Consider the following 6,039-nt stretch of genomic DNA (forward strand, 5'->3'; position numbering starts at 1 on the left):
CGCCAAAGCGATCAGCGTATCCTTGCCGGCGCCGCTCGGGCCGACGACGAGGATCAGCCGGCCGGGGCCGATGGCATCCGCTGGATGGTCGGGAATGGGCGCGCTCATGCGACGCGGAGCCCTTCGCGCCAGACGCTGCGCGCGACAGGGATGGCGCCGGCGCCATGCACGCGGATCAGGTCGGCGCGCTTGCCCACCGCGATCTCACCGCGGTCGATCAGGCCGATCGCTTCGGCCGGGGTCTTGGTTACCATACGTACCGCCTGCGCCAGGCTGATGGTCGGGACGTGCCGCGGCAGCTGCAGGGCGGCCATCAGCAGGCTCGACGGCACATAGTCCGACGACAGGATGTCGAGAAGCCCGGCGTGCGCGAGATCGACGGCGGCGATGTTGCCGGAATGCGAGCCGCCGCGCACCACGTTCGGCGCCCCCATCATGATGGCGATGCCCGCCGCGTGCAGCTGCTGCGCCGCCTCGAGGGTCGTCGGAAATTCGGCGATCCGCACGCCGTCGCGGATAGCGTCGGCGACGTTCTCTTCCGTGGTGTCGTCGTGGCTCGCCAGCGGAATCGCATGGCGCTGCGCCAGGGCGACGATGGCACGCATGTTGGTCGCGGCGTGGTTCTGCTGGTGAAGCCGCCGCTGCGCGAACATCGCGTCGAGCTGCGGCTCGCTCATGCCGCCGTTCTTGCCACGGTAGTAGTCGCGCAGCTTCTCCACGTCGCGGAACTGCCGCTGGCCCGGCGTATGATCCATCAGCGACAGCAGCTTGACGTCGGCCCGCGCGATCAGGCCACTGGCTTCCGCGATGACGCTGGGCATCGGAATCTCGCAGCGCAAATGCAGAAAATGCTCGGCGCGCAGCAGTCCGGCCTCACGGGCCGACGCGATGGCGCGCGCCAGAATGCCGGCCTCGCCGTCGTCCTCGGCGACGCCGTCCTCGAGCCAGGCACGCAGCGAATCGAGCACCGTGGTGATGCCGCTGGTCGCCAGCTGCCCGTCGTAGGCGACGACCGCGGCAACCGGGTCCCACAGCACCTTGGGGCGCGGCATGTAGTGCATTTCGAGATGGTCGGTGTGCAACTCGACGAGGCCCGGCATCAGCAGGTCGCCGCCGCAGTCCGTGCTCCCGGCTGGAGCGTCGCCTTCGCCGAGCGCCTCGATGCGACCGGCGGACCATGCGATCCAGCCGCGGTCGATGACCCGGTCGGCGAGCACGATGCGCGCATTGCCCAGGACGGCGTCTGGCTCCGGTCTCATCGTGCAGGTGCTTTCATCAGGCTGGAGCCGCAAGGTCGGGCGCAGCCTGGGTGCCTTGCATCGGGTGGTGTCCGGACCCATACCAGCCCGCGGTGCCGGGCCGCCACCCGCATGCTGGATATTTGGTGATTTGATCGTGAGGCCTCCTCGGTGAATTGCGGCGCGATGGCGAACTCCCCCTGCAGTCCAGCCCAGAAGGACGGCATATGATGCACGGTCGCCCCGAGGCTCCGCCGCGATATCCGCGTTACGCGATCTATTTCGTCCCGGATCGCGACAGCGCGGTCTACCGCTTCGGCGCCAGTCTGCTCGGCTACGACGCATTCGGCGGAAGCACGCTGCCGTTTCCCACCGCGCTCACCGAGACCGTTGCGGACTGGTCGGACCTGACGCGCGATCCCCGCCTCTATGGATTTCACGCGACGCTCAAGGCGCCGTTCGCCCTGGCAGCCGGTACGTCCGAAACCGGTCTCGTCGACGCCTGCGCGGCCTTTGCCGCGCGCACGAGCGAAGCGCCGGAGATCGCCCCGGTCGTAGCGGCGCTCGGCGCGTTCGTCGCCCTCGTGCCGGGGACTCGTTCGGCTGCGCTCGACGATCTCGCTGCGGCCTGCGTGCGCGATTTCGATGGGTTTCGCGCGCCGCTGACGGCGGAAGACCGCGCGCGGCGCAATCCGACGGCGCTGACGGTCGGCCAAGTCGCCCATCTCGATCGCTGGGGCTACCCGTACGTGTTCGACGATTTCCAATTTCACATGACGTTGACAGGCCGTCTTCCCGCCGAGCGGCAGGGCCAGGTGCTGGCGCTGCTGCGCGAGCGCTTTGCAACCGCGGTCGGCGGCAGTCCGCTCGCGGTCGACCGGATCGCGCTGTCGCGCCAGGACGCGGCGGGTCGCCCGTTCCGCATCCTGACGCAGCCCATCCTCGGCATGAAACGATGCGCAGACAGCATGAGCACCGACTCCGGAGGCCGGCCATAAAGGGCCGAGGAAATGAAATTGATGTCATCATCTCTGAAAACGCTCGGTCCGGCACCGCTGATGGCCGGGTTCACGCTCCACGATGTCGTCGTGAGCGAGACCGTCACGATCCGCGCGGCGACGGCCGGCCAAGGGCCGCCCTTGCTGCTGCTGCACGGGCATCCGCAGACGCATGTCACCTGGCGGAAAATCGCACCGCGCCTGGCCGAGCATTTCACCGTGGTCGCCTGCGACCTCCGCGGCTACGGCGACAGCAGCAAGCCTGACGGCGGCGAACATCACGTCGATTATTCCAAGCGCGCGATGGCCGCCGACCAGGTTGCGGTGATGCGCGCCCTCGGCTTCGAACGCTTCGCGCTGGCCGGGCACGACCGCGGCGGACGCGTCGCGCATCGCATGGCGCTGGATTTTCCCGAGGCGGTGTCGCGGCTGGCCGTGCTCGACATCGCACCGACCGCGACGATGTACGCGTTGACCGACAAGGCGTTCGCGACGCGCTACTTCTGGTGGTTTTTTCTCATCCAGCCGGCGCCGCTACCGGAAAAACTGATCGCCGCCGATCCCGCCTTCTTTCTGCGCACCCATATCGACGGGCAGCTCAAGACGCCCGGCGCGACGGAGCCAGCGGCCTTCGCCGAATATCTGCGATGTTATGACGACCCCAAGGCCATCCACGCGATCTGCGAGGACTATCGTGCCGCCGCGACCATCGACCTCGAGCACGACGCCGCCGATGGCGACAAGCGGGTCATCGCCCCGCTGCTGGCGCTCTGGGGCGGCAAGGGCACCGTCGGCGCGCTCTACGATGTGTTGCAGACGTGGCGTGACAAGGCCGTCGCCGTGCAGGGCCGGGCGCTCGACTGCGGCCATGCTCCGCAGGAGGAGGTGCCGGAGGAGACGTTCGACGCCTTCATGTCGTTCTTCGCCGACAGGGCCTAAGTGTTCATCATAACCGGCAACGGCCGTAGCGCGCTCCGGCGTTAAAACCTCTCGACCCAGGGGCGCAGCTCCACTTCGAGCGACCAGGCGTCGCGCGGCTGCCGCAATATGTCGAGGTAGGTCTGTGCGACGCCGTCCGGCGACAGCGTGCTGTCCGGCTTGTCCGCGGGATCCGCGCGGCGCTCGCTGCGCACGCCGCCGTCGATCACGATATGCGCGACGTGGATGCCCTTCGGCCCCAACTCGCGCGCGGCGCTCTGCGCCAGGCCGCGCAGCGCGAACTTGCCCATCGCAAAAGCCGACGACAGCGGAAAGCCTTTGACGCTCGCGCTGGCGCCGGTGAGCAAGATCGCGCCGCGGCCATGCTGCAGCATCCGTTGCGCCGCCTGCTGAACGACCAGAAACCCGCCGAAGGCGGTGACGGCGACGGCCTGCCGTACCGCTTCCGGATCGATCTCGGTGATCGGCCCATGCGCCCGAGCGCTGGCGTTGTAAATGACCACGTCCGGCTCGCCGAGGCTTCGGTCCACCGCCGCGAAGAGCCCTGCGATGGCGGCGGGGTCGGTGGCGTCGACGGCAAAGGTCCGGGCGCCGGTGTCGTGCGCCAGCGCCTGCAGCTTGTCGGTGTTGCGGGCGGCAAGGCCGACTGTCACGCCGGCCGCGGCCAGGGCGCGCGCGACGGACGCGCTGATGCCGGGGCCCGCGCCGACGATCAGCGCGGTGCGATAGGGAAAACTCGCCATGTCGGGCTCCGTCGGTTGTTATATGACGGGTGTCAGATAATCTTGTTGCGGCGAAATGGTAAGGGGCGCAGCACACGGATCTGGCAATGCCGACGTTTACTTGCCCGCCGATCCGCCGGGAATCACCGCATCGGGAATCGTCGTTTTGGCGTGGTCCGGCTTGCCGCCCGGCTCGCTGGCCTGGCTCATCGCGCGGATCGCGCCGTGGGGATCGCCGACATCGGTCGTCGTCACGTCGCCCTGTTTTGGCTTTTCGTCCGCGTTCTGGGCGAACGCCGCGGTCCCGAGGAGCGTCAGGCCTGCGGCCAGCAGTATCGTCTTGGTGCGCTCAAGCATTGAGTTTCTCCGGAGTAAGCGCCGGCACGTCGGCGTCGATCTGCACGTCGATGACGGCCGGCCCGGGTTGCGCCAGCGCCTTCTGGATCGCCGGGCGAAGATCGGCCAGGGCGGCGACGCTGACGCCATAGGCGCCGACGGATCTGGCATAGGCGGCGAAATCCATGTGGCCGAGAGCGCAGCCGTACTCTGGATTGCCGATCTCCTTCTGCTCGAACTTGACCTCGCCCAGCGCGTCGTTGTTGAGGATCAGAACTGTGACGTTCAGCTTGTTGAACACGGCGGTCGAAAGCTCCGCCATCAGCATGGCGAAGCCGCCATCGCCGACGATCGCCAGCGACGGCCGGTCGGGATTGGCCAGCGCGGCGGAAATGGCGAGCGGCAGGCCGGACGCCATGCTGACCAGCATGCCCGAGCCGGTCCAGCTCTGCCCAGCCTTGATCTGCGTGTGCCGCGCCGCGAAGTGCGTGTTGGCGCCGCAGTCCAGGCTAAACATCGCATTGGCCGGCGCCAGGTCGCTCAGCGCCTTCACCGCGGTCTGCGGCTTGATCTTGCCGCCCGCCGGGCTCGCCTCGACGCGCTCGAGCGTGGCAGCCCAGTCCTGCATCCGCGTCCGGGTCTCGGCGAGAAAACTCTGGTCGCTTTTCGTCTGCAGCAATGGGAGCAGGGCGGCGAGCGTTGCGTCGACGTCGCCTTCCAGGCCGATTTCGACGGGATAGCGCAGCCCGATGCGATCCTGCTTGACGTCGACCTGGATGCCACGCGCCTGGCCGGGTTTTGGATAATAGTCGATCCACGGCATCGTCGAGCCGAGGATGAGCACGCTGTCGCAATTGTGCATGGCCCAGGACGAAGGGAGGGTGCCGAGATGGCCGATGCCGCCGGTCGTCAGGGGATGATCGTCCGCCAGAAGCGCCTTGGCGAGATAGGCCTTGGCGATCGGCGCGCCGAGTTTTTCCGCCACCGCCACGAGGTTTTTTTCCGCGCCGAAACAGCCTTGCCCGGCCAGGATCGCGACCTTCTTGCCATCGTTGAGCAACGCAGCCGCAGCGAGCAACTGGTCGGCGGGCGGCGTCGGGCGCGGCCGCTGCCAGATCGACGAGGTGCGGCCGCCGTGGTTCTCCGTCGACGGCTTGTCTGCGGAAAGGTGCATCGCCTGCACGTCCTTGGCGATGGTCAGATGGGCGACGCCGCGGCCGCCGAGCGCGGCGCGGCAGGCGCGATTACCGATGAACACTGCGTGCGCCGGCCCAGTGACCTCTTCGTTGAAGAGGGCGACATCCTCCATTAGCTTGATCGTGTTGACGCTCTGCATGAAGCGCATGCCATGCAGGTCGTGGAAGGTCGTGCCGGTGAGCGCAAGGATCGGTGCGCCATCATAGGCGCCATCGTAGAGCCCGTTGAGGAGATGCACCGCGCCCGGGCCGGTCGTCGCGACGCAGAGGCCGAGCCGGTTGCCGTGCTTGCCCATGCCGGCCGCCATGAAGGCCGCGGCCTCCTCGTGGCGGACGCCAACGAAGGCGATGCGATCCTGGCGTTTGCGCAGCGCCTCGATGAGCGGGTTGATGCCGTCGCCGACGATCCCGAAGGCGTGGGTCGCGCCGAAGGCGATAGCGGCCTCGATGAGGATATCCGCCGTGGTCATCTCGCCGGAGACCAGCTCGGTGACGGGCGCCGTCGGCACCGCCGCCTCGGCCTGGGCGAAGCCGGTGGCGGTCCCGGCAACGACGCCCGCGCCGGCAAGCTGCATGAAGCCGCGTCGCGCGACGCGGAGATCCGTACCGT

6 protein-coding genes and 1 pseudogene are annotated in these 6,039 nt (G+C 68.2%); 2 read left to right on the plus strand and 5 right to left on the minus strand.

The genetic code is table 11. The features are described 5' to 3' along the window. Together GSQ79_RS29665 and GSQ79_RS17520 are read right to left on the minus strand one after the other, a co-directional pair. Nucleotides 1-108, minus strand: a pseudogene (locus GSQ79_RS29665) (phosphonate metabolism protein/1,5-bisphosphokinase (PRPP-forming) PhnN); the annotation flags it as partial. After that, a complete protein-coding gene (locus GSQ79_RS17520; protein ID WP_158809964.1) occupies nt 105-1,259 on the minus strand; it encodes an alpha-D-ribose 1-methylphosphonate 5-triphosphate diphosphatase in 1,155 nt (384 codons plus the stop codon). The gene GSQ79_RS17520 and the pseudogene GSQ79_RS29665, both read right to left, overlap by 4 nt. A 206-nt stretch (nt 1,260-1,465) precedes the next feature. Here GSQ79_RS17520 and GSQ79_RS17525 point away from each other — a divergent pair, with 206 nt between their 5' ends. Both GSQ79_RS17525 and GSQ79_RS17530 read left to right on the plus strand, forming a co-directional pair. After that, on the plus strand, nt 1,466-2,236 hold the full coding sequence (locus GSQ79_RS17525) for a DUF1045 domain-containing protein (protein WP_246725405.1): 771 nt from the start codon (nt 1,466-1,468) through the stop codon (nt 2,234-2,236). Between the two features lie 21 nt (nt 2,237-2,257). Beyond that, nucleotides 2,258-3,175 carry an alpha/beta fold hydrolase gene (locus tag GSQ79_RS17530; RefSeq protein WP_158809965.1) on the plus strand — a complete coding sequence of 306 codons (918 nt, stop codon included), beginning with the start codon at nt 2,258-2,260 and terminating at the stop codon, nt 3,173-3,175. Between the two features lie 41 nt (nt 3,176-3,216). Here GSQ79_RS17530 and GSQ79_RS17535 read toward each other — a convergent pair whose 3' ends face one another. The 3 genes from GSQ79_RS17535 to GSQ79_RS17545 all read right to left on the minus strand — a co-directional run. Beyond that, complete coding sequence (locus GSQ79_RS17535; RefSeq protein WP_158809966.1) at nt 3,217-3,918, minus strand: SDR family NAD(P)-dependent oxidoreductase; 702 nt, start codon at nt 3,916-3,918, stop codon at nt 3,217-3,219. Between the two features lie 96 nt (nt 3,919-4,014). Continuing rightward, the gene (locus GSQ79_RS17540) at nt 4,015-4,254 is read right to left on the minus strand and encodes a hypothetical protein (RefSeq protein ID WP_158809967.1); all 240 of its coding nucleotides are present in this window, start codon (nt 4,252-4,254) and stop codon (nt 4,015-4,017) included. Further along, a partial coding sequence (locus GSQ79_RS17545) for a thiamine pyrophosphate-dependent enzyme (RefSeq protein ID WP_210253125.1) occupies nt 4,247-6,039 on the minus strand: 1,793 nt, incomplete at its 5' end. The genes GSQ79_RS17540 and GSQ79_RS17545, both read right to left, overlap by 8 nt.

The organism is Beijerinckia sp. L45 (assembly GCF_009765775.1).
Lineage (GTDB): Bacteria > Pseudomonadota > Alphaproteobacteria > Rhizobiales > Beijerinckiaceae > RH-AL1.

Excerpts from the sequence above, each read along its gene's own strand:
- GSQ79_RS17535 (WP_158809966.1), bottom strand. The coding sequence starts at position 3,918 with ATGGCGAGTTTTCCCTATCGCACCGCGCTGATCGTCGGCGCGGGCCCC.
- GSQ79_RS17540 (WP_158809967.1), bottom strand. The coding sequence starts at position 4,254 with ATGCTTGAGCGCACCAAGACGATACTGCTGGCCGCAGGCCTGACGCTC.
- GSQ79_RS17530 (WP_158809965.1), top strand. The coding sequence starts at position 2,258 with ATGTCATCATCTCTGAAAACGCTCGGTCCGGCACCGCTGATGGCCGGG.
- GSQ79_RS17525 (WP_246725405.1), top strand. The coding sequence starts at position 1,466 with ATGATGCACGGTCGCCCCGAGGCTCCGCCGCGATATCCGCGTTACGCG.
- GSQ79_RS17520 (WP_158809964.1), bottom strand. The coding sequence starts at position 1,259 with ATGAGACCGGAGCCAGACGCCGTCCTGGGCAATGCGCGCATCGTGCTC.